Consider the following 20968-nt stretch of genomic DNA (forward strand, 5'->3'; position numbering starts at 1 on the left):
CTTTGAATTTGTATAGAGTTCCAAAAAATAGGCCTTTAATTGGATAATCATCCCTTTCATAGGTTTTTCTATAGGTCCAAAATCCTTATTTCGGGAGCAAATGCTACAGATTGGACAATTTAGGCGGACGCTGTTTATGATTACCCCTAAAGGCCTGACCGGAAGGTGCCGGTTTTGAAAGAACCTAAATACAGAGCACTATTTTTAGGGGCCTGCAGCCGCATGAAATATGGGGTTTTTGGCATAGGCAATGCGTCTTTGAAGAAGCGGGAGGAGGATAAAAAGTTCTATGGATATCATCAATCAAACCAACCGAACGATGCTGTTTGATGAGATCAATCCGGAGAAACTGGACTTGCTGACGATTGTGGGCGATGTTAAAGGGATCGACAGCTTAAGCGACGACAAGATCAAGGAGATCAACGAGCACCTGCTCGTGCGCAGCTTTGACGAATTTTTGACAAAGTTTTCGCCGTGCGTGTATTCGTTTTTCAACGCGGCGAACCAGAAAGTCGTTTATACGCTGAAAAAGCCCGAGGGTATTGCAGAGGATGCGATTTCGGAAATCCGGATCGACCAGAACAACGACTTTCTGAAAATGCTGTTTACGCTGATCGACACGAAGCGGAGCCAAGGCATGACCAATGTCGATTTCAAATTCGAGAATTTGCTCGATATGATATCGCCGAAAAAGGTGATGGACGATATCCGGCAGGTGCGCAAAGAAATCCATTACTTGTACGGACAATATGAAAAGCTGGATGAAGAGGATCCGAAAAAGCTGGATTTGGGCGACAAGCTGAACGCTATGTTTGAAGAGGCAAGTGCAAATTATAACAATGTTATGGCGATGCTGCCGCTGGCGATCGAGGACATTAAAACGCGGCTTCTGCTGGGGGGCTCCAGTGAGGAAAAGGACGCCGAAGCGGTGCAGATCGGGATGCTGACGATCGGAGAAAGCGGCGAATTGAAAATCATCGAGGCGCCGAAGAGTGAAAGCACGGAGCTGGTGCTGCTCGACGAGAAGGGTTCCAACGGTTTGGCGCTCGTCTTCGAAGACGATTACAACTCGATTACGGAGGCTCCGTCCGGTTATGTTCGCGACTTAGTTGTACGTACCTTTAGCCCATTGCCGGCCGTGAGCACGGAAGTCAACGTGGAACAGGAAGTGCAAAATTACAACACGTATCTGGAATTTTACAAGACGGCCAAGGACGATTTTGTGAAAACGGTCAAGCCGCTTGTCGAGAAAATTTTGGGCGTGAAAATGTTTTTTGACCAATACTCGGTGAAAAACAAAGGGATGCAGCCGTCGATGCTCGTCACGAACAACAAGCTGGATATGACCGTCAAGAGCGCCAACATCCCGCGGCTGGAGACGTATCTGAACACCGTCAACGCGAAAAACGATTTCACCGACACGATCTGGTTCGGCATCGTCCCTTCGGTGGAGCTGGAAAGCGCGGGCAAGGTGAAGGTTAGCCGCGAGCGCTTCAAGGGCAACGAGAAAATCGTCAAGCAGGACGGCAACAACATGGAATCGCTGGCGATGCTGCTTACGGTCGTGAAGGAGTTCAAGGTGCAGGTATTCTTCAGCTTCGAATCGGGCGAGGAGACGACGTTCAACAACATCGCCACTTCGGGAGTCGACAAATACATCGACAAATGCGCGCCGCTCATCCGCAAGGATTACAGCGAATTCGCCATCCCGTGCCTGCCGAACTTTACGGTTATCCCCAAGGAGAAATCGGGCGTGATCATCGACAGCCGCATGGTTCAAACCGAAGGCGGAGCGGCCCGGCTCTCCCGGGAGAAGGAAGACATCCTGAAGCTGTGGATCGAGGGCGTTTATGTGGGGGCGTCTTACGTCGCCGCCGGGATTGTGGCCGCTTATCAGTGTCCGGAATACCTGAGGGAATCGTTCAAGAACACGAGCAAGGAGTTTCCGGGCGTGCGCTTCGACATTGAAGCGGGCGACAACAGCTTGCGCGCCGTGACAACTATGGCCAAGGAAATCACCGGCTTCACGAATACGATCAAGGATTCGATCAACCGGAAAAATTTCGGCTTTGTGTTCTCCTCCGAAAACGCGCAGCTTCAGGGCAAGGACATTCGCCGCATCACCGTTTACAAAGCGAGAAGCCTGGCGGCGTCAGAGGACGGATTCGACTCGATTTACAAGACGCTGGTCAGCACGTATATCGAGCGGATTTTGCGCTTCCAGACCGCCGACTTCAAGCATGAAAATATCATCAAATTTTTCAGCAACAACCCGAGCAGCCAGAAGAGCCAATGGCTGGCCAAACGGGGCTTCATCAACTCGATCATCTATGACGGGGACGATATGAATTACGTCATCGACGAGAAAAACAACCTCTGCCATATCGACTTGATCTACAACGGCAACGTGAAAAATCTCGAAGTGATGATCACCAAGGGCACAAGCCCCGTCAAAGCATGATGCAAGTAAATGACCGGGCGGTCAAAACGCAGGAAATCCGTTTTTGGCCGGCCCGGAGAATACGCAACTGTCGTATGTAGGAGGACCGGCCGCTATCCGGCGACTGACCTCGTTACATAAATTCCGGGGCGCTATATAGGTTGAGTTAAGAAATAGGGCAAGGGTAAGCAAGAGGGGGAAACGATTCTGAAGAAGCTGAAAGCTTTCTGCAAGAAATCTGCTTCGGAAGCATCAGCTTGAGTTCGCCTTTGTGATCGTAAGAACATTTCACCCGGCTGCCTTTTTCTGCAATATCATTAGCTCAAACAATAGCGTAACGCCCTGGGGCCATCATATTTTTACTCTAAGGAGGATGTATTTTATGGGATTCAGACTGAAAGTTGAAGGAGCCGAAACAATCGAGCTCGGGCTGGACAACATCCAGAAGGTGTACTACGACACCGATACGCCGGACGACTCCAACGCCAGATCCACGGACGTAGGCTCCACGCTGAGAATCATCGGCAAAATCATCACGGCGACCGACGGCGACAAAGCCGACGATACGCTGAAGCTGGCCCTGTGGTCGCTGGTTCCCGCGGAAAAAGCGGACTGCTACCGCAAGCTGACGCTGGAAGTTATCGCCGCCAACCAGGTGGTGCGGGAGATCGTGTTCCCGAACGCATTTGTGGTTGACTACAAGGAAGCGTTTGGCGACACCGAAGGCGTAGGGCAATTCGAGCTTTATGTGAAGCAGAAAAAAGACAAGACCGAACTGGCCAAGCTCAATGGCGGCTATCCGGTCAACGACATCTAAGCTTGCTTCGCCCGGGCGCGGGGCGCCCGCATTTCGTAAATCTCAAGAGGCCCCAGGCCTCTTGAGATTTACTGTACCTTGCGGCGATAGCTTGAGAACGATCGACTACGCAGCGCTAACGGTTGTAGGCGAGCTTATTTGGCCGAAAAGGCGGAGATTCCATTTCTGACGGTTGCGAGCGTGCTTATTATGATGATAAATGCTCGAAACAGCCGAAACTGAACCAATTAAGCGCTCCGGCAACCGTTACATTTTGATTTAGCTTGATTTTGCCGAAATAGTGCCGATGGCATCCGTTAGAACGATTTCACGAAATTTTGGACGAAAGTAGGGAAGCATTTGGCGGACTATTACGAACGGCTGGGCGTTTCCCGGAATGCGGAAGCCTCCGAGATCAAGGCCGCTTACCGCAAGCTGGCCAAGCGCCATCATCCGGATGCGAACCGGGGAGACCCTCAGGCGGAACAACGGTTTAAAGACATCGTCGAAGCTTATGAAACGTTAAGCGATGCAGAGCGCCGGGCCGCTTACGATGAGCGCTTGCAGCGCGGGAACTTCGGCGCGCCGGGGAAAAGCGGAAAGCCGGGGCCCGAAGCGCAGCGGCGGACCGGCGGCGGGGCGGCGGCAGCGGAAGCTTTCGATCCCGCGCGGATGAGGGAGCAGTTTGAGCAGTTTTTTGCCATGCCGCGCAAAGGACAAAAGGACTCGGAACAAGGGAAGAACGCCGAAGGGAAAAATCCGCTGGATACTTCCGCCTTGTTCAATAGTTTTTTCGGCTATCGCAAGAAATAGCAAATGAGCCTAAATTCATCTGACGGGGGTAGCTGCCTGTGAAGACGGAGAAATCCGCTTGGATCGGATACGTTGAACTAATGATTTATGCCATACTGGTCGGGTTGGTGATCTATGTGCTGCTGCGGCCGGTTTATTATGTGGCGCAAATGGGCACGGTTGCGGTTTCCGCCGTGATCATCTCGGCAATTATCTGGACGGGGGGCGACCCGAAGCTGCGTCCGGGCAGGAAGCCGCAGGAAGTGAGCAAAATCGTGCTGCTCGATGACGACGGAGAACGGGTCAAGGAATGGCTGATCAAAGGGGAAACGTCCGTATTGATCGGCAAAAAAACGGATCAGGGCGAAGTGGACATCGATTTGACGGATTGCGAGTACGCCTCGCTGGTCAGTCCGGAGCACGCCGTGCTGAACCGTGTTGGAAACGAATGGTTTATCGAGGACGCGGAATCGTACAGCGGTACGGGAATTCGCAAGGCGGGGCGCAGCGACGCGAATCGGCTCATTGCCGAAGAGCCGGTACGGGTCGGTGCGGGAGACATGATTTTTATCGCGAACACCAGGCTGTTGATTAAATAAGCGGTACTCCCACTTACATTTACATACGGAGGAATGAATCGAAAAATGAGCCTGACGAGATGTATGAACGGGCATATGTTTAGTTCGAGAAAGCACGGCAACACATGCCCCTACTGCAATACGACCGTGGAGCAGCCCGCCCGCGCGCCCAAAAGCGCGCAGAGCCCTGCGGCCGCCGCGGACATGGACGAGAAAACGATGCCTTACCTGGGGGAAACGACCGGGATCCAGCCGGTAACCGGCTGGCTGGTGTGCGTCGAAGGTCCGCAAATGGGCCAAGACTACCGGATCATGGCGGAGAAAAACTTTATCGGCCGCGCCGAAGAGATGCATATCCGGATCATCGGCGACAACGCCGTGTCCAGACGCAATCACGCGGTCATCGTCTATGATCCGAAGAAGCGCAATTTTTACCTGCTGCCGGGCGACGCCTCGGGACTCGCCTATCACAACAATGAGGCGGTATATTCCCCCGTGGAGTTAAACGCCTATGATTTGATCCAGCTCGGGCGCAGCAAATTTGTGTTCGTCCCGTTATGCGGTCCGCATTTCGAGTGGGACAACGGTTAGGAGCCGGGATGATGGGGATGGAAAAATGGTTCACGAGCGATGTGCTTGCCGTCTATGCGGCGGTGTTCGTCGTGGTCGCTATTTTGATCGTTGTACGCCAAAGGCTGCGCGCGGCCGTAACCGCGGGCCCGTCCCGGAAGGCGGCGCCTTCGCCGGAGCTCGCGAGCTCGGAGCAGCAGCCGGACCGGGAAATTTCGCTCGGCAATGCGCAGACGATCGGCCGGCGTACGGAGCAGGACGACTACTTCGCCAGCGCCGTGACCAAGGTGGGCACGCTGGCGGTCACGATGTTTTCGCGGGAGTTTCTGAAGCTGGATGATGCCGGGGATATCCCGGAATTTTTTCACAAGGCGTCGATTGTCAGCAACCGGGCCATTATGGAGCAGCTTGGCGGAGCGATTGGAGGCACGACGCTCGTCGCCGCCGTGATTTCGGATCACAGGCTGCATTGGGGCGCGGTCGGGGACAGTCTGATTTTGCTGTTCCGGGACGGAGAGTTTCTGCCGGTGAATTCCAAGGATACGTTTGAGAGCGTGCTCGAAGCCAGATATTTGGCGGGGGAGATCGGCCGGGAAGAGGTCAGCGGCAATCCGATGAAAAATCAACTGACCAATTATTTGGGCTACGGTGGCTTTATGAGCATGGAGGTCGGCGAGCCGATCCCGCTGGAGCCGGGGGACATCGTTATCCTGTGCAGCGACGGCGTCTATGACGCGCTGACGGAAGTGGAGATGGAAGAAATCCTGATGCAAAGGATGCCGCCGCAGGAAACGGCGGAGGAAATGATCGCTTGCGTGGAGCGGAAAAGCTACAAGCATCAGGATAATGCGACGGTCCTCATTCTGGAGCATTAATCATCACCCTCGCGTGTGTGCACGGGGGGAACGGGGGAACGCATGAGGAAGGAGAACAGCGATTTCAAGACAGCATTCGTCTCCGAAGCGGGTTCGCATTTCGACAACCGGGATTATTTCGCTTTCGTGGAGCTCGACGACATGGCCTGCTACGTTGTTGCCGACGGTCTCGACCTGGACAAGGAAGTGCGCAGCGCGCAGATGGCGGTAGAGGTGATTCTGGAGAGCTTTATGGAAAAGCCTTCGATGTCCCGCCGCAAAATCCGCCAGGATCTGGAGGCGGCGCACGAATGGCTGAAATTCGAAAGCCGCCGGGTCCGGCTGAAGGCAAGCGTGCTGGTCGTCGTCACGGATTATACGCGGATGGTGTGGGCGACCTGCGGGAACGCGCGGCTGTATCAATTCCGCGGCGGCCGGGTGAATTTGCGCTCCAAGGATCAGAGCCTGACGCAGCTGATGCTGGATCAGGGAAGGCTGGCCGAGGACCGCAACCACAATCACGAAGAGCGCGGAAATCTGCTCAATTACATGGGCAGGCCCGACCGCTTCGAGCCGTATGTTTCGGACAAAATGCCGCTGTCGGACGGCGATGTGCTGCTGCTGGCGACCCAGGGCGTCTGGGAGCAGGTGGACCTGCCGGAAATGCTGGACGCGCTCGCGGAAGCGAGCGATCCGGAGAGCTTGACCGATACGCTGGAGGAGGTCGTGCTCAGCAAGCAGCAAAAGTCGGTCAATAATTATACGGCGGCTGCCGTGTATGTGAACAAGACGTTTACGGAAAAACCTAAAAACATCAAAAAGTGGATTTTGCGCGGCGCCATGCTGCTGCTGACGCTGGCGATCGCCGGCGGCGGCGTCTGGTACGTCAAGGCGAAGCAGGCGGAAAAGCTGGCCCAGACGGCCGTCTTGATGGTCGAGAGCGAGGAGGACGGGGACCGGTACGCTTCCGCCGGCGACTACGCCAAAGCGCTGAAGTCCTACAGCGAGGCGAAGAACGCCGCCAGCAAGCTGAAGGACAAGCTGCATTTTCAGCTGTTGCGGGGCAAGCAGCAGGTGGCGCAGTTCCTGAGCGACGGCGACGGCTATGTGCAGGACGGCAGCTACGATATGGCGGTGGACAGCTACAACGACGCGCTGAAGCAAGCGGACAAATACAAGCCGTTTAAGGCGGAGGATATCAAAGCGAGGATTGAACGCGCCGGGGCGATTGAAGCCTTGTCCGGGGTGATCAAAGAAGGCGATAAGCTGTTTCAGGAACAGGATTACAACGGAGCGCTCGCGGTTTTCCAAAAAGCGAAAAAAGCGGCGATTGAAGCGGAATACGAGAGCGGGCAAAAGAAAGTGGAGGAGAAGATCGAGCAGACGCAGGCCAAGATCGACAACATTTACAAGGAAACGAGAACGCTGAAGGCGGACAATTTGGAGAAAAAAGGCGACCGCAGCCTCGCTGCCATGGATTACGCCGCGGCGATCGAGTCTTACAAGCTGGCGCAGGAAATTTATCAGGAAATCGACAAGCTGGAGCGGGTGCTGGCGATGGAGCGCAAAATCTCTCAAGCCGACGAGAAGCTGAATCCCGCCGTTCCGGCGGCAGGCTCAGCCGGTGAGAGTGCCGGGGCGACTGCCGGGGCAGGCGGCAGCGCCGCGGGCAATCTGAATCAGCAGCAGCAAGCTGCGGCGGATTCAGCAGGCGGCGGTCAAGCCGGGGGAAGCCAGCAGGCGTCAGGCGCGGCGGCGGGTTCGTCCGCTAAGGAGCCGTCCGGGATTTCCTCGGGCGGCGGCGAAACCACGGCCGGGGGGACCGGCACAGCCGGCACAACAAGCGGTAACGGCAAAGCTGGCGGAAACGGCGGCAGCAAGGCTGGCGGCAACAGCGGGGAAGGCGGAACCAGCGGCAAAGGCGGGAATGACACAACCGGCGGGAATGGCGGCAACGGCACGAACGGTGGAAACGATGGAAACGGCTCGGCTGGCGGAAATGCCGGAGCCGGGAAGACCAGTGAAAACGCCGGAGATGGCGGTAACAAGCCGGATACGGGAGCCAAGGCCGGTAACGGTGCGGATAGTAAGGCAAATGAAAGTGCGGATGCCAAGTCCAATACCGATGCCGATGCGGAAGCGGGTTCAGCAAATGGCGGGGCGGCAAGTGGGACTTCCCCGGCAGGCCCGTCTTCTTCCAAAGGAGGGAACGCTTCATGAAGGATATTATCATGGACCGTTTAAGCAAAATGGAGGATTTGCAGCAGCGCCGGCTGCTGCGCAATTTGATGAGCGGCGTGTTCCTGAATCTCGTGGAATACCAGGAAGAGCTGAACCGGAAGCTGGAGCGCCGGGTGTTCGAGGAAGTCGGAGAATACGACGGAAAATACGACGTCTTTGTCTCCGCGTGCTCCAGAGAGGAATGGGACCCGCTGCATGAATATTTGTTCCCGATGATTCCGGAGGACACGGAAGCGGGCAAAATCGATCTGCGCACGGTGGTATCCGGCTTGCGCGGCGGGGAAGAGGTGCGGATCTGCACGCTTTTTCTGGAATGCAAGTACGCGGAAATTCAGCAGCTGCTGCTCAGCGGCCGCCGGTTCAAAGGGGAACTGGCCACGTCCCAAGGCCGCTATGCCGTGGAGTTCAAGCTGGAGCGGAATATGGCGTACATCCGGGAGATCGAGAAGCTGTATCACGTGTTCCTCAGCAACGGGCTGCCCTGGAAAACGGTCAATCATCCGTATGCCCACAAGTTTGTGGACGCGGTGCTGACCGAGGTGGACGGAGAACTCGGCGAGGAAGAAGAGGCGCTGGAGCTTACCGTTCATTTGGAGGAATATGAGCCGTACAAACGGGCGGATATGATACCCTTGTGGAACATCCAACGCCTTGAGCTGAAGACGGGCGGGTTCCCCGTGCCGGCGGCGGACCGGGTTAACTTTGAGCATGTGCTGCCTTTGCGGAAAACGGGCGTGCAGCACGGTTATCTTGTGGACGTCGACGATGACAGCATCCGCTACGTCAAGCGTACGCCGGAGGAACTGACCGTCGTCTCGCCGCTGGAGAAGTCGGATATGTGGCGGGTGCTTATGCTGGTCGAGCCTTTTGAATCGGTGGTCAGCAGACCGGGATACGCGCTGCTTTCCAACCGGCAGAAGGAGGATTTCATCGGCAGCTACCGCCGCCGGCAGGGGCAGATCGTTCGCTCCCGGGGCGAGATTTTGCGGCTGGTGCATTCTTTTGCCGCGGCGGAATCGCTGGAACTGACGGATGTGGAAATTCGTCCGCCGGGCGTGAGCCGGGCGATCACGTATGAGCTGAACCGGTTTATTACGGATGAAGTGCGGGTGGACAACGGGAAATGGCGGATGTGCCTGAAGTTTGGCGACCGCGGCTTCACAAGCCGGCTTGCGTTTATGGCCGAGGATGTGATGAGCTTTCTCGTCTCGGAAGTCCAGCTTTTGTTCCCGGAATACCGCTGTGAAGGAGAATGGGCTTGAATTACATTTGGGATCTGCTCGTGCGGGCCGGAGAAGCCGGGATCGAAAAACGGCAAATTAAGTTCCTGCCGGCCAAAGTGTATTCGCCGTATATGGAATTGAGCCTGCACGAACTGAACGCGGGCGCGGGGCAGCACGGTCTGGAGGTCGAGGTGAATCCCCATTACCGGTTCCCGGCTTTATTCGGCGAACTGCTGGATATCAATCTGACGGAGGACCCCGAGTTCCGGAGCGTGCTGTTTGATATTTTGATCCATTTTTTGGCCGAGCTCGATTTGATGCAGGGTATGAACAAGCGGGAGTATTACATCCGGTTCGTGCTGCGCGATCTGAAGTCCGGGGCGTTCGGGGAGCGGGTAAAAGAACGCATGAGCCTGTTTGACCGCGACGAACAAGAGTTTATCGCCGGCGCGATCCTGCGGATGTACGATACCGGCGAGCCGCTGCATCTGCTGAAAAGCGCGGTCGGCCGCGTGTTCCGCCGCTCCACGATCTACGTGAACAGCGAGGAGAAGGACGAAATGCTGTTCTACATCGGCCAGAAGCGGACCGAGCAAGGCCGCTTAAAGCTGGAGACGCTGATGGAGCTGTTCCTTCCGGTGCGCTATCGTACCGAGGTGTACTGGGACTGCCATGTCGGCATTATCGACGCGGAGGAGACGATGGTTCTGGACCGGATTGCGCTGTATTGATTTTCAGGCTGCCCGCGAGACTCTAGCGAGAAAATAGAGGAAAAGAGGAAAAAAATACCGCTATTCCGCCGCTATCCCCCATTTTGAGAGAAATAGAGGAAATTTATGCCGCTATTTATTCGAACCGCAAGGAAATGCCTGGCGATCTAGACTATTCATAGGAAAATAAGGACAAAAAATTTCCCTATTGGGGATGAACAAGCCTGGCTGCGGAAAATAAGAACATTAAATTCCGCTATTTTTGTAGGCCAAAGAGGATGGTCTGGGGAATGGAGGAAAAGCCGCTGCGGAAGACGCGAAAATGTTGCGGATCAACGGCGTCGTCGTCACGATAGAGGAGGGAAAAAGCGCATGAGGGGATTTAAATTGTATACCGATTCCGCCGGCCGGGAGCGCGGACGCGGACAAGCCCGTTACACGCGGGAGGAGCTGACCGAAATGACCACGTTCCAGCTCCGGAACATCTGTTACCGGGAACGGCTTGTGGAAGGGTTAAGCCAGCGGCTGGACCGGGAAGAGACGATCCGCATCATTTTGAAATATTTGGGCGCGGAGGAGCATTTGTTGATCGGACCGCGCTGCGAGGGCGGAATCGAGCGGGTACAGACGGCGATGCGCAAGTATATGCAGGCTCCGCTGCAGGGAGACGGCGGCATTCGCGTTCCGGCCCGCATCGTTTTGTATCCCGGGATCGCCGTGGAGCGGGCGGACGGCTACGAAGTGAAAGCGCCGGCGGGATATGCGGAGTCCAACGTGCTGCTCGTCAACGACCGGCTGGAGCTGTGCGGGATTTTTCATCTGCGGCGGGACGAGGAAAAGCCGGGCGGCTATTATTTGGCCGCGCATCACGACGGCGAGTGGCGGCGTACGGCTAACCGGCAGTACAGCCTGCTGTTTCTGCGCCGGCAGGATTCGGATTATGTGTATAAGACCTATTACCAGGAGCGGGAACTTCCCCCAACCCATATCCACTATTACAAAATCCCGCTGGCAGATCTGGAAATTTGCGAGCTGCAGGTAACGGACGCCGTGCTGGCGATCGACTTTGGAACCTGCAATACGACGGCGGGAGCCTACCTTTACCCCGGATATACCCAATTCCCGTCGGGGCCCGACCCGCTGAACGGGCAAATCCGGCTTGGTGAAATCAACTTTGTTAAATTCCCCGATCCGGACAGCCCCGAGCGGACGGAGGCCTTGCCGACAGCGGTCGGCGTGGCGGATTGCTCCGATCCCGACCGGGTCAAATATGTTTTTGGCCATGAAGCGCTGCAAAGCGGCCGGCGCAGCAGCTTCGGCAGCCGGGCCTCCGTGTTCCAGGGGCTGAAACGCTGGGTGAACGATTACGGGAAAACGGTTGAAGTGATGGACGGCGAAGGCAATACCGCGTTCGTGACCCGGAGCGATCTATTGAGCGCCTATCTGAAATACGTGATCCGTATGGCCGAGCATCAGTTCAAATGCAAATTCAAGCATTTGCATTTCACCGCGCCGGTGAAGATGAAGACGCCGTACCTCGATATGTTCGCGGAGCTTTTGCCGGATTACCGGATTGAACGGAAAAATGCGCTGGACGAAGGGATGGCCGTGCTGTACAACACGATCGCCGACGGAATCGAGCGCAACATCTTTGATGAAGGGGCCGAATACAAGGCGCTTGTGATCGATTGCGGCGGCGGGACGACGGATTTGTCCTCGTGCGCCTTCCGGGTCGAAGACGGGCATATGTCGTACCGGATCGCCATCGAGGCGACCTATGAGAACGGGGACACCCATTTTGGCGGCAACAACATTACATACCGGATTATGCAATTTTTGAAAATCGTCTTCGCGGACTACTACACGGGCAAAAAAGGCATGACGGATATCGACACGCTGATCGCTTTTCCGGGCAACGATTTGTTCCGGGAGGTGGACGAGCGGGGCGTCGACGCGGTTTACGCCGAGCTGGAGCGCAGGTACAAGGAGGCGGAGGCCGTGATTCCGACGGCATTTGCGATGTACGAGAACCGCTCCCGCGAGGAGTACATGCGGGTGCGGAGCAATTTTTATTTTCTGTGGGATATTGCCGAGGAAATGAAGGAGCAGTTTTTCCGCAAAACGGGCGTGCTGATGAACCGCTTCCAGGCGGAGCATGGTGTGTCCGCTTCGGATGGACATGGGCTGCGTTACGGCGGCCGGACGGCGCTGCCGCAGGGAGATGGCGTGCTGGAGATGACCCGGGTGGAACGCTGGTTCTTGTCCGTGTTCCGGAGCGGCGATTTGAAGGACGAATATGAAATTCCCGACGTGGTGTTCAACATCCAGGAGATTACGCAGCTCATTAAGGCGGACATTTACGAGGTTGTGCGGCGGTTTCTTGAGGATTTTTACCGGGCGGGCGCGCTTGGGGAGTATTCGATCATTAAGCTGACCGGGCAGTCGTGCCGGATCGACGTGTTCCGCGAGGCGCTCAAGGAGTTTGTGCCGGGGCGCAGCATCGAGTTCCGCCAGAAGCCTGCGGAGGGGCGGGTGCCCGAGCTGAAGCTGGCCTGCCTGCGCGGGGCCATCCGTTATTTGAACGCGCGCAAAGCCGGGGAGATCGAAGCGAGCATCACGACCCGCTCGGCGGTGATCCCGTATACGGTGAGCGCGTTCACTCATAACCGCCGCGAGGTGGAGTTGATCAGCAGCCTGCGCCGCAGCGACAGCGCGCCGGGGGCGATCTCGCGTCCGTCGGACGTCGTCCAGCTGGACTTGTTCCTGCGCGGCAGCGACGGGACGCTGCGGCAGCAGTACAGCTACAACAACCGGTCGCAGGATTACAAGCCGGTGCTGTACGAGGACATTCGCGCGCAATACGGAGAGCGGATTCCGCAGGACGACACCGACTCGATCGTGAACGGGGAGACGAAGTTTTTCGTGTTCGCCGACGACAATCACTGGGGGTTCCACGTGCTGCCGGTCGCCCGCCGGGATGAAGGCCTGTTCCTGGGCCGCAAAGCGCTGTTCCCGTTTGAGACGGACAAATCGGAGCTGGATTTTTTTGATGGGATGAAATAAGGAGAGGGTCAGACATGAGGGGATTTTTTGTTCGTTTAGTGGTTCGTAATTTATTGGGAGAAACGTTTCGTCCGGCGGTGCGAGATATCTTCGGCGACATGATTTTAAAAAAATCGAAGTTTGTGTTCGTATGGTGCGTTATCGGTTTATTGGTGACATCGGCGGGTCTTGCGTTTTTACTGCTGGATGAAAGCCCGGAGATGAAGGAGTTCATGCCGATTGCTTGGCTGATCGGTTTCGCTGCGGTCTTGCTGCTGTTCCATGTCCTAAACCATCTGGTCTTCCGGGCCGAAGCCGGCGAAAATTCCGTGAAGGTGCGTTCGCTGGGCGGCAGCCGGACGGTTCGTTACGAGGAACTCAGGAGCGTGAGCTATAGCCGTTTCAACAGCGGGCAATTGGTGCTGCAAGGCGCGGCCGGCGCGGTTCGCATTCCGGCGGGAATCCGCGGGGCGGCGGAGTTCGTCGCGCTCATTAGCGGGAAGATCGGTGAGGCCGCTTGTACGGATGCGATAAAGGCGTTGGACGTGCGGCGGGAAGATTTGAGGAAATGGGGCGAGGAAGCCTAAGAATGGGACAGATATACGCCGGTTTTTGGAAAAGATTCTGCGCTTATATTTTGGATTTGTTTGTCGTGAACATTATTGTCTTGGTAATAACACTTATTTTTTCGCTGATTGATAAGCTTTTCCTCCGTTTCCTCATGAGTTTTATCTCATTGGGTATAAAACAGTGGTTTTATTTTTTTGAATTCTATGAATGGATCGGATGGATCACCCGGCTGCTGCTTACTGCTTTTGGCGCATGGCTCTACTACGCAATTATGGAATCATCTAAATGGCAAGGGACTTTTGGAAAAATGGCGCTCGGAATCGTCGTGGTGAATAGGCGTTATGAGAGGATGTCTTTCCTGAGAGCCAGCGGAAGATTTTGGGGCAAATTTTTGTCGGTTCTTTCATTGTACATCGGGTTCATCATGGCCGGATTTACGGAGAAGAAGCAGGCGCTTCACGACAAAATCGCGCAAACCTATGTGGTCAATAAAAGCGCTTCAGTTGACGAAGAGCGGTTATAACGCACGGAGCCAATCTTTAGGGACTAATATTCCGGGGACCATCGGCAGTGTATAAGGTGCGTAATTAACCTGGAATGTACGAAGTGGGGGAAGTTTATGTACATGTATGACGTGTTATGGAGAAGGTACGGCGCCTGGGCCGTCGATCGGCTGATTGTCAGCATAGGCGCGTTGCTCATCAGTTTTATTTGGATTTCCCCGCGCGAGTTTTTCTCCGAATCTGCGGATACGCCGACCTTGGGGATACCGATGTTGATTACATTCGTCTGCCAATGGCTCTACTATACGATTCTGGAATCCTCCAAATATCAGGCGACTTTGGGAAAAAGACTCGTCGGCGTCGTGGTAGTTGATCGGAATCATCGAAGGTTATCCTACGGCCAGGCGAATGCTCGGTTTTGGGGGAAGCTTCTTTCAGCTCTCACTTGGGGAATTGGTTATTTGATGGCGATCTTCATGGAAAAGAAACAAGCGCTGCATGACCGAATTGCGGGCACGTATGTCGTCGATAAGGCCTTGCTCAGGGCACGGGAAATGCAAGGCGATGCGGATACGGAATTTTCTCGGCTGCATCAAGCAATTCAGGCGGACCGTTCGACAGGTTTTAATTGGCCCGATTGAGGTCGCGGCAGTTGGATTATTGTTTCGAAAGAGAGGGACGGATGTACGCGGGTTTTTGGAAAAGATTTTTTGCGAATCTGCTGGATTCGATCATTGTGTATTTTATTGCCTGGGTAATGATGCTTATTTCTTTGCTGTTATCTATGATTTTCGGGGTACTCGGTTACTATGTGTTGGAGAACTGGCCGGGAGTCTATCAAATTTATAATGCGTCCGGTCATATCATCGGATTACTGATCGCCCCGTTAGCGGTATGGCTCTACTATGCGATTATGGAATCTTCCAAATTGCAAGGTACTGTAGGCAAAATGGCGCTGGGCATCATTGTGGTGAACGAGCGGTATGAACGGGTTTCGTTTTGGCGGGCGAGCGGCAGGTTTTGGAGCAGAATGGTTTCGCTTTTGACGATTTATATCGGTTATGTCATGGCCGGCTTTACGAAAAAGAAACAGGCGCTGCATGACAAGATTGCCAAGACCTATGTGGTCGATAAGAGGATGCTGGAGATGGCGGAGAACTATAATGCTCAAAACCCTCAGTTTCCAGGGGGCGAAAGTCCCGGAGCATTCGGCGGCGCGTAAGGGATCAAACTTGATGGACGAGGGGAATAAACGGATGTACGCGGGATTTTGGAAGAGGTTTGCTGCTTATCTTTTGGATTTTATCATTTCGTATTTTCTCGTTTTGGGGGTTAGACTGTTGGGCATGGCCATCCGAAGCATTTTTGGCTGGTGGCCGGCTTCCGACAGCGAGATTTCTCCGTCTGATGTAAATCCGGTTAATGTGCTCCTTAGCTTGGGACTCTCTTTTCTGTGGTTTTCCGTTATTAAATGGCTGTACTACGCGATTATGGAGTCTTCCAAACTGCAGGGGACGCTTGGGAAGATGGCTTTGGGCATTGCCGTGGTAGACGGGCAAAACGGGAGAGTTTCGTTCTGGCGGGCCAGCGGGAGATTTTGGGCGCAGTTCTTGTCGATTTTGACGGTGACGGTCGGTTACATGATGGCCGGATTTACGGAAAAGAAGCAAGCACTGCACGACAAGATCGCCAGGACCTATGTCGTCAACAAGAAGGCGCTTGAATACGGTCAGGGGCTAACCGGGCAGGGAAATGTAGCAGCGCACACCCACGCGAATGCCGCCGCATTGTTGGAAGCTTTTGAAGAAGTAAGACAAGCTCGTAACCGATAGAAACCGAAAGGAGGAGGATGCCTTTGTTTACCCACATCGCGCCGAAGTTTGAGAAGGGACGCATTTTGAAGACGGCGATGCTGGAGAATCTGCGGGACTTTCCGCGCGAATTCGCGGATATTTACTACCAGGATTATGCGGACGGCGTCGTGACGGGGGCGGAGGTCAAGGTTGGCCCGGACACGCTGACGATTCATCCCGGCATCGTAAAGCACAAAGGGCGTTTATACTCGCTGAGCGAACCGGCCGTGCTGGCGTATCAGACCACCGGTCGGGAGACCGCCGTCAAGGTTCGCTTCCTGGAGGGGAAGGAAGACAGCGACTGGAGTGTGTACCGGAGCGAAATTGTGCTGGACGAGCGGGTGGAAGCGGGGCCGGCGGAGCTGGAGTTGTGCCGGTTCAAACTCAAGGAAGGCGCCCGGCTGCGCCAGGATTACCAGAACTTCCGGGACCTCGCCACGGAATATAACACCGTCAACCTGCTGCATGTTCCCATCGCCGCTTACGGGCAAAGTACCGTCTCTCCGGTCGTGATGCGCTTGTTCGGCGACGAACTGCTGCGCCGGGGAAGCGCCGAACCGCAGGACCTTGCGTTTGCCATGATGTGCTTAAACGAAGGCACCCTCCACCGCGGCGTGATCCTGCACTACATCGCGGGCCGCCTCGGCATCGCGTACAAGGATTACGGCAACGCGGACATCCACAAATACCTGGCCCGCATCCTGGACAGCGCCCGCGGCGGCGGCCACCGGATGGGCATGAGCCCGGGCGGCGGGGGAAGGGTGATTGTGGATTAGGGGGGCACAACAAATAACTTACATGAAAGGGAGTGGAGATTTATGGCTTTAACCTCAGTCACATACAACACACTGAAAATTGCCCCTTTTGAAATGAGGATTCACGAAGTAATGCTAATCAAAAGGGTGAATGACCACGGTAGATTAACCTTCACAGGCATTATTCCCGAAGAAAAAGAAGACCAGTACATCATGATGGCCAGCGAACAAACGGTTGTTGAACTAAAGCATGTTGACGAAAATGGCAACGACAAAACCCTATTTCACGGCAAAATATTAAAACTCAATGTAAAGGTAGAAAAAGGAATCTACTGGCTGGAAGCTGAAGCGATATCCCACTCCTATGATATGGACATTGGGCTAGTGAACCGCGCTTTTCAAGATAAAACGATGACCATTGAAAAGGTACTAAAGGACGTCTCCGCGCCTTATCATGCCATCATTAATAATACATTCTCCGAGCCGAAACAGTTAGGCAATTTTACGTTGCAGTATCAGGAGACGGACTGGCAGTTTATGAAAAGGATGGCCTCCCATTATCATGCTCCCCTGATCACGCTGGCTTCAAGGGACAGTATTGGTGTTTATTTAGGTATACCGGATTATCAGGATTACGGAGAGATTAAGGCTACTCATTATCGTGTGTATAAAGATTTGAAGACGTTTCAAAGTCTAGGAGACCCCAAACAGACAGGGCTAAGCGACCAAGATTTTATTTGTTATGAGGTCGTCATGGACCAAGTGCTGGAGCTCGGGGATCAAGTAACCTTTAAAAATCAAAAACTCCATGTGTTTGAAGTGAAAACGGAAATGAATCGCGGTGTGTTGACCCATACCTATGTACTTTGTCAGAGGAAAGCAGGGTATCAGAAGGTTCAATTTAACACCAAAATCGTCGGGGCTTCCATTCAGGGCAAAGTGGCCGCAGTAGTGCGGGATCAAGTCAAGGTAAAACTGGATTATGACCATGAGTGGAATTTAGGAAAAGCTCATTTATTTCCTTACTCAACGATGTATGCTTCCGAAGATCAGACAGGTTGGTATGCTATGCCGGAAGTAGGCGATGATATACGAATTAATTTCCCAAGTGCCAAGGAAGGGGATGGCATCGCTATTAGTTCTGTACGGAAAAGGCTGCCGCAAGAGGCTGGTTCGAATTCATCTTCATCCCAAGGACAGACAAGAACCATTCATACAACCGTAGTTAAGCAAGAGAAGCTTCAACCCATCATTCATTATGACCAGGAGACCAAGGAAGATTTACAGGTTGACCCTAACACGAAATATTTAATGACTTCGACAGGACAGAAGATCACTTTTAAGCCGGATCGAATCGTGATTTCTAGTGGCGGGGGAGCGTCCATTACGCTCACAAACGCAGGAACGGTTTTACTTGATTGTAATAGTTTACTTACCCTCAAAACAAATGGGCGAATTGAAATGTCGGGAGAAATTATTACTATGGTAGCCAACCAGATTGAGATGAGTACCGAAGAAGGTTTAGGAAGTTTAAAAATCGACGAGGGGCAAGTGCTTATTAAGGGCGTTGAAATGCTGATGGATAAATAAGTGAAAGAGGCGGTTTCCTATGAACCAGCAAGAGGCATGGGCTCGTTTTCTTGGACAAGATGCGCTGCCTTACCGGATACAGTACATTTTGGAGCTGCATCGCTATTATCTGGAGCATAGAGATGCAATTATGCAATCGTTCTTGCCTGTTTTTGATCAGTTGTGCCACGAGGTCAGTCTTCAACAGCAGGAGGAGAAGATGCTTGAATGTCTTGGCATCCGCATCTCGCTATTAAGGACGAGCTTTCTTGACGGAGAGCCGGTCTATATGCTGGAAGCTTATGATGAGCAAACTGTGGATGGTGTGCAAATCACCCCATATCGTTATCAGGCAGGATGGATCTTCAAGTACATGGCTGAGTGGCAGCACCATAGTGAGGAGCAGCGCCGTAAATATGCCGGAAAAGTCGAAATTTGCGGACTGGAAGCTTGGATGAACGAGCAAGTGAATCCATTTCACCTATATATGGTGCATGCCGTACGTTATGCGATGGATCAAGCGGTGCAGCTCGTTTCTTTTCAAAATGTGGTGAAAGGAAAGCAGTTTGATATTCGTGTAGGCGAGTATCGTGATCCCAATGTTTCGGAATCGGTGTATCGGCTGAACAATATGATGCGGTCATCCATCTCTTGCAAAAGATGGCTGGAAAATTTGCTGGAGCATCAATATGTTCATGAGCATATCGCAGGAGTAAATCTATCTCTGGGAAATTATCAAGGGATTAATTTAAATTATGCGCGATTTGAGGATGTTGATTTCACCAGCAGTAATATGCGGAACAGCTATTTGCTGGGGACGAAATTTGAGCGATGTTCATGCGATCATGCCGATTTTCAGCACAGTGTATTAATCGATGCGGATTTTCGAAATTGTAGTCTGGAAAATGCAAGGTTTGATCATATTCTTGCGAGCCGTGATCTTATGAACGAGCAGCATGCGGTTGTATTCGGGGTACGGGGAATGTTGTTCCAGCAGGCCAACCTTACCCATGCCAGCTTTCGTAACGCGCAGGTAGCCGGAGATTTTAGAGGCGCGATTTTAAATGGGGCGAATTTTTCCGGGGCGGATATGACGGGAAGCTGTATGTTTAAGCGTGATATGAACTTAGTCTCCTTAAATGAATCACAACGCCAGAGCATTCGGTGGGTAGAAGAGGAGGAGCATGGCTGTGGAATATTTTAGTTTGGAGCACGATCAACGCCTTGAAGCGATTGGCAGCAGTATCACATTTCCGGAACAGGTGGTTCAGGGATTCGAGCATGCAGAGGATTCTCAGACGGTATTTGTGAAGCCAGAAAGAAAACAAGGATATAGCTGTATTATCGAGCATCCCGTATTTCTTGTCTCCGATGAGATTCAGCGAATATTTTCCGGGTTTGCTCCAAATATGAAATCCAAGACCGTTCATGTCATAAATCCGAATATTTCCTCCCAGGATACCTATTACTTGTTGGATATTCCTGAAATCGATTGTATTTCTTCAACCCATGCCACGATTGAAAAAGGATTTGTGAAGAAGCTGGTGATCCGTGAGGAACCGGTAGAGAATCAGCCGATCTTCAAAATTAAAAGCCTTATACGGCCATCCCTGGTTGTGCGTCTGGATGTAGCCGAAGCATTGCTTCGAACTAGTTTATATGGATTAAAGATACAACGAATTTTAACGGAAGCGGGTGTAGAACATGAGTGAAGGAAATGGCATGGCGAATACGGGGATATACGGGACAATGTTGAAACAATCTTCAGTGAATGAATTGAAGACCGATTGGCGGCAAAGAGAAACTTACATTACGCGCGGAGCTTTTATGTATTGTACGATGGGAACTCATGAGGATGTGTTAAATCAGCCGAAAGTTAATGGTGTATTTGTGAATAAGAATCCGATTATGACCGTGAGTGATTGTAAAGTATCCACTAGTCTAGCTCATGAAGCAGGTTATCTCGGTGTTGACGGTTTTGAGGAACCAGGGACCGTGATCGACGGGAATATTCACTCATTTGGCTTTTGCAGGGCTGATCAGCACCCGTCCAAAGTATATGAAACGACTCTTAAACCGAAAGACATGCACCGAGAATTCGCCTTTGATTTTGATCCGGATCAGCCGCCATCGGCTGCAAATCCCGATAAGAGTAAGAAGATATACCCATGTGTCCCTAAGTTTTTTTCCAGCTCCGCAAATCCTCTGAAAGGTAGTGCACTGGCCCAATCGTTAATGGGGGGCGAAGGAGCGGAGGCAGCGAAAAATGCGATTATGGAATACTTTGGAGGACCACGCTGGCAAAATGGGAGTGAGACGTTGTTTATTAACGGGGTGCCTGCGCTAACGAGTAAATCCTGTTTGACCTGTGCTTACGGGGGGGATATTGGTTTTCTGACGAACGGGATGGACATGCCGCCCTTTGAATTTGTAGAGCACAATTTAAAGCAGGAATAGGGATGGTGAACAAAA

Annotated in this window: 20 protein-coding genes; all 20 read left to right on the forward strand. The window is 53.2% G+C overall.

Annotation, left to right across the window (positions count from 1 at the left end):
- Nucleotides 1–289 precede the first annotated feature (289 nt).
- The 20 genes from NYE74_RS09430 to NYE74_RS09525 all read left to right on the forward strand — a co-directional run bounded on the left by NYE74_RS09430 (nucleotide 290) and on the right by NYE74_RS09525 (nucleotide 20953).
- Nucleotides 290–2461: a transcriptional regulator gene (locus tag NYE74_RS09430; protein WP_036619848.1), complete on the forward strand. Its 2172-nt coding sequence runs from the start codon at nucleotides 290–292 to the stop codon at nucleotides 2459–2461.
- Between the two features lie 361 nt (nucleotides 2462–2822).
- Nucleotides 2823–3257 (forward strand): hypothetical protein, encoded by a 435-nt coding sequence (locus NYE74_RS09435; RefSeq protein ID WP_036619850.1) that lies wholly within the window; start codon nucleotides 2823–2825, stop codon nucleotides 3255–3257.
- Nucleotides 3258–3596: 339 nt separating this feature from the next.
- Nucleotides 3597–4049 carry a DnaJ domain-containing protein gene (locus NYE74_RS09440; RefSeq protein WP_036619852.1) on the forward strand — a complete coding sequence of 151 codons (453 nt, stop codon included), beginning with the start codon at nucleotides 3597–3599 and terminating at the stop codon, nucleotides 4047–4049.
- 38 nt (nucleotides 4050–4087) lie between these two features.
- A complete protein-coding gene (locus NYE74_RS09445) occupies nucleotides 4088–4627 on the forward strand; it encodes an FHA domain-containing protein (protein ID WP_036619855.1) in 540 nt (179 codons plus the stop codon).
- Nucleotides 4628–4672: 45 nt separating this feature from the next.
- Nucleotides 4673–5197, forward strand: coding sequence for an FHA domain-containing protein (locus tag NYE74_RS09450; protein WP_036619858.1), 525 nt, complete (start codon nucleotides 4673–4675; stop codon nucleotides 5195–5197).
- Between the two features lie 11 nt (nucleotides 5198–5208).
- On the forward strand, nucleotides 5209–6051 hold the full coding sequence (locus tag NYE74_RS09455; protein ID WP_341004754.1) for a PP2C family protein-serine/threonine phosphatase: 843 nt from the start codon (nucleotides 5209–5211) through the stop codon (nucleotides 6049–6051).
- Nucleotides 6052–6093: 42 nt separating this feature from the next.
- On the forward strand, nucleotides 6094–8250 hold the full coding sequence (locus NYE74_RS09460; protein ID WP_063836299.1) for a PP2C family protein-serine/threonine phosphatase: 2157 nt from the start codon (nucleotides 6094–6096) through the stop codon (nucleotides 8248–8250).
- Nucleotides 8247–9533 carry a hypothetical protein gene (locus tag NYE74_RS09465; protein WP_036619863.1) on the forward strand — a complete coding sequence of 429 codons (1287 nt, stop codon included), beginning with the start codon at nucleotides 8247–8249 and terminating at the stop codon, nucleotides 9531–9533. The genes NYE74_RS09460 and NYE74_RS09465 overlap by 4 nt, the downstream gene beginning before the upstream one ends.
- Nucleotides 9524–10225, forward strand: a complete 702-nt coding sequence (locus tag NYE74_RS09470; RefSeq protein WP_036619865.1) for a hypothetical protein — start codon at nucleotides 9524–9526, stop codon at nucleotides 10223–10225. The genes NYE74_RS09465 and NYE74_RS09470 overlap by 10 nt, the downstream gene beginning before the upstream one ends.
- Before the next feature lie 351 nt (nucleotides 10226–10576).
- The gene (locus NYE74_RS09475) at nucleotides 10577–13267 is read left to right on the forward strand and encodes a molecular chaperone (protein ID WP_341004755.1); all 2691 of its coding nucleotides are present in this window, start codon (nucleotides 10577–10579) and stop codon (nucleotides 13265–13267) included.
- A gap of 14 nt (nucleotides 13268–13281) precedes the next feature.
- Nucleotides 13282–13833, forward strand: coding sequence for a hypothetical protein (locus tag NYE74_RS09480; RefSeq protein WP_341004756.1), 552 nt, complete (start codon nucleotides 13282–13284; stop codon nucleotides 13831–13833).
- A gap of 2 nt (nucleotides 13834–13835) precedes the next feature.
- Nucleotides 13836–14339 (forward strand): RDD family protein, encoded by a 504-nt coding sequence (locus NYE74_RS09485; RefSeq protein ID WP_326044360.1) that lies wholly within the window; start codon nucleotides 13836–13838, stop codon nucleotides 14337–14339.
- A 96-nt stretch (nucleotides 14340–14435) separates the two neighbouring features.
- The gene (locus NYE74_RS09490) at nucleotides 14436–14960 is read left to right on the forward strand and encodes an RDD family protein (RefSeq protein ID WP_341004757.1); all 525 of its coding nucleotides are present in this window, start codon (nucleotides 14436–14438) and stop codon (nucleotides 14958–14960) included.
- A 41-nt stretch (nucleotides 14961–15001) separates the two neighbouring features.
- Nucleotides 15002–15541 carry an RDD family protein gene (locus NYE74_RS09495; RefSeq protein WP_341004758.1) on the forward strand — a complete coding sequence of 180 codons (540 nt, stop codon included), beginning with the start codon at nucleotides 15002–15004 and terminating at the stop codon, nucleotides 15539–15541.
- 34 nt (nucleotides 15542–15575) lie between these two features.
- Nucleotides 15576–16151 (forward strand): RDD family protein, encoded by a 576-nt coding sequence (locus NYE74_RS09500; RefSeq protein ID WP_341004759.1) that lies wholly within the window; start codon nucleotides 15576–15578, stop codon nucleotides 16149–16151.
- A gap of 23 nt (nucleotides 16152–16174) precedes the next feature.
- Nucleotides 16175–16948: a DNA and RNA helicase gene (locus NYE74_RS09505; protein WP_316560586.1), complete on the forward strand. Its 774-nt coding sequence runs from the start codon at nucleotides 16175–16177 to the stop codon at nucleotides 16946–16948.
- Between the two features lie 42 nt (nucleotides 16949–16990).
- Nucleotides 16991–18517 (forward strand): hypothetical protein, encoded by a 1527-nt coding sequence (locus NYE74_RS09510; protein ID WP_124333200.1) that lies wholly within the window; start codon nucleotides 16991–16993, stop codon nucleotides 18515–18517.
- Between the two features lie 19 nt (nucleotides 18518–18536).
- Nucleotides 18537–19700, forward strand: coding sequence for a pentapeptide repeat-containing protein (locus NYE74_RS09515; protein WP_124333199.1), 1164 nt, complete (start codon nucleotides 18537–18539; stop codon nucleotides 19698–19700).
- Nucleotides 19687–20208, forward strand: coding sequence for an imm11 family protein (locus NYE74_RS09520; protein ID WP_124333198.1), 522 nt, complete (start codon nucleotides 19687–19689; stop codon nucleotides 20206–20208). The genes NYE74_RS09515 and NYE74_RS09520 overlap by 14 nt, the downstream gene beginning before the upstream one ends.
- A complete protein-coding gene (locus NYE74_RS09525) occupies nucleotides 20201–20953 on the forward strand; it encodes a DUF4280 domain-containing protein (RefSeq protein ID WP_124333197.1) in 753 nt (250 codons plus the stop codon). Before NYE74_RS09520 ends, NYE74_RS09525 begins: the two co-directional genes overlap by 8 nt.
- The last annotated feature ends 15 nt before the right edge of the window (nucleotides 20954–20968 follow it).

Source organism: Paenibacillus sp. FSL P4-0127, from assembly GCF_038007325.1.
Taxonomy (GTDB): domain Bacteria; phylum Bacillota; class Bacilli; order Paenibacillales; family Paenibacillaceae; genus Fontibacillus; species Fontibacillus macerans.